Origin of the sequence: Sphingobium sp. SA916 (assembly GCF_002894065.1) — a bacterium.
Lineage (GTDB): Bacteria > Pseudomonadota > Alphaproteobacteria > Sphingomonadales > Sphingomonadaceae > Sphingobium > Sphingobium fuliginis.
The window spans coordinates 1-2,639 of the sequence record NZ_LXYF01000110.1; the positions used below are offsets into that span (position 1 = coordinate 1).

Sequence of the window (2,639 nt, forward strand, 5' to 3'; positions counted from 1 at the left end):
TCGGGCGGATCGCGCCGGCCGCCGCCGCAGCCCTGCGGCCGGGCCGGGATGCGCTGTTCCTCGACGTCCTGCCGGCCGAGGGCGGGCATCGGGAGAGCGACGGGCGCTGGCGGCTGGCGGCGCAGCATGAGAGCATTCCGGGCGCTCGCTGGTTCCCCGAAGCGGGAAGGGGCGTGCCGGAGCCCGACATCGCGCTCTGGTTCGCGGCCGGCGTGCGGCGGCTGACGGGTGGCCGGCGCGATCGCATGCTGGTCGTCTTCTGCCGGTCCGATTGCTGGATGAGCTGGAACGCGGCGCGGCGGCTGCGCGCCATGGGCTATCGCAATGTCTGGTGGCTGGCGGAGGGGACGGACGGCTGGCGCGACCTGGGGCGGCCCTTGGTTCGAGTGGCGCCGGAGGGGCGCGCGCCCTAGGACCAATGGCCCATTGCGGGGGTCCGCTGCGCTGCGTCATCACTTGCCCAAGCATGTTTGCATGGGAGAGAGAGCCTTGATCCGCATTCGCATCACCCTGGGCGGCGTTGCCGCCGCCGCGCTCCTGACGCTGGCGCCGCTGTCGGCGCAGGCGAAGGACATCGTCGTCCATATGAAGAACCAGGGCGCGGACGGCGCCATGGTGTTCGAGCCGTCCTTCGTGAAGGCGGCGGTGGGCGACACCATCCGTTTCCAGCCGACCAATCCCAGCCATAATGCCGAAACCATCGCGAACATGCTGCCGGCCGGCGCGACCCCGATGAAGGGCGCGATGAACAAGGAGGCGGTGCTGACCGTCACCAAGCCCGGCCTCTACGGCATCAAGTGCATGCCGCATTATTCGATGGGCATGGTCGCGCTGGTGCAGGTGGGCAAGGTGGCCCCGGCCGATCTCGCGGCGGCCAAGGCGGTGAAGCTGCCGCCCTTCGCCGCCAGGCGGATGACCGCCGCGCTCGCCAAAGTGAAGTGAGATCCGCCGATGCTGACAACAGCTCCCCCTGTCTATCCCGTGCCGCTGGCCTGGTCGGCGGAGGCGAAGGTCGATGCCGCCGCCTATGCCGCGGGCTATCGCCGATCGCTGGATGACGCCGACGCCTATTGGCTGGAGCAGGCGCGGCGGCTGGACTGGCTGCGCGAACCCACCCGCGCCGACGAGAGCAGCTTTGCGGAAGGGGATTTCGGCATAAGCTGGTTCAGCGACGGCATGCTCAACGTGTCGGCCAATTGCGTGGACCGCCATCTGGAGACGCGCGGCGATCAGGCGGCGATCATCTGGGAACCGGACGATCCGGAGGAACCGGCGCGGCGCTTCACCTACCGGCAATTGCATGAAGAGGTGTGCCGCTTCGCCCATGTGCTGAAAGGCGCGGGCGTGGGGCGCGGCGACCGGGTGACGCTCTATCTGCCGATGATTCCGGAGGCGGCCTTCGCCATGCTCGCCTGCGCGCGGATCGGGGCGATCCATTCGGTGGTGTTCGGCGGTTTCTCGCCCGAGGCGCTGGCGGGACGGATCAGCGATTGCGACAGCCGGATCGTCATCACCGCCGATGAGGGGCGGCGGGGCGGCAGGATCGTGCCGCTGAAGCGCAATGTCGACGCGGCGGCGGCTCTGGCGCCGGGGCTGGAACGCGTGATTGTCGTCCGGGCGACGGGCGGGGACGTCGCGATGGACCCCGCGCGGGACGCCTATTATGACGAACTGGCCGCTGAGGTCTCCGCCGACTGTCCGGCAGAGGCGATGGCGGCGGAAGACCCGCTGTTCCTGCTCTACACCTCCGGATCGACGGGCAAGCCCAAGGGCGTGCTGCATTCGACCGGCGGCTATCTGCTCTGGGCGGCGATGACCTTCGACCTTGCCTTCGACCATCGGCCGGGCGAGGTCTTCTGGTCCTCCGCCGATGTCGGTTGGGTCACAGGCCACAGCTATATCGTCTATGGACCGCTCGCCAATGGCGGCACCACGCTGATGTTCGAGGGGGTGCCGAACTGGCCGACGCCCAGCCGCATCTGGGAAGTGGTCGACCGGCATCGGGTGACGACGCTCTACACCGCGCCGACGGCGCTGCGTTCGCTGATGAAGGAGGGGGACGAACATGTGACCCGCACCAGCCGCGCCTCGCTGCGGCTGATGGGCACGGTGGGGGAGCCGATCAATCCCGAAGCCTGGCGCTGGTATCATGAGGTGGTGGGCGAGGGGCGCTGCCCCATTGTCGATACCTGGTGGCAGACGGAGACGGGCGGCCACATGATCACGCCGCTGCCGGGCGCGACGGACCTGAAGCCGGGCGCGGCGACCAAGCCCTTTTTCGGGGTCGAGCCCTTGCTGGTCGACGGCAATGGCGTCGCCGTGGAGGGCGAGGGGGAAGGCAATCTCTGCATCGCGCGGAGCTGGCCGGGGCAGGCGCGGACCGTGTGGGGCGATCATGAGCGCTTCTTCCAGACCTATTTCACCACCTATCCGGGCCTGTACTTCACCGGCGACGGCTGCCGGCGCGACGCGGACGGGGACTATTGGATCACGGGGCGCGTCGACGACGTGATCAACGTGTCGGGCCATCGCATGGGCACGGCGGAGGTGGAAAGCGCGCTGGTGCTGCACGAGGCGGTGGCGGAGGCGGCGGTGGTGGGCTTCCCGCACGACATAAAGGGACAGGGCATCTACGCCTA

General features: G+C 69.0%; 3 protein-coding genes. All 3 read left to right on the forward strand.

Features of this window, described 5'->3' with window-relative positions; genetic code table 11:
- Positions 1 to 413 (forward strand): rhodanese-like domain-containing protein (locus A8G00_RS24565; RefSeq protein ID WP_103001951.1); only part of this gene is annotated, 413 nt, incomplete at its 5' end.
- A gap of 61 nt (positions 414 to 474) precedes the next feature.
- Entirely contained in the window at positions 475 to 942 is a 468-nt protein-coding gene (locus tag A8G00_RS24570; protein ID WP_025549448.1) for a pseudoazurin, read from the forward strand.
- Positions 943 to 951: 9 nt separating this feature from the next.
- On the forward strand, positions 952 to 2,639 hold a 1,688-nt coding region (acs, locus tag A8G00_RS24575; RefSeq protein ID WP_103001952.1), incomplete at its 3' end, for an acetate--CoA ligase.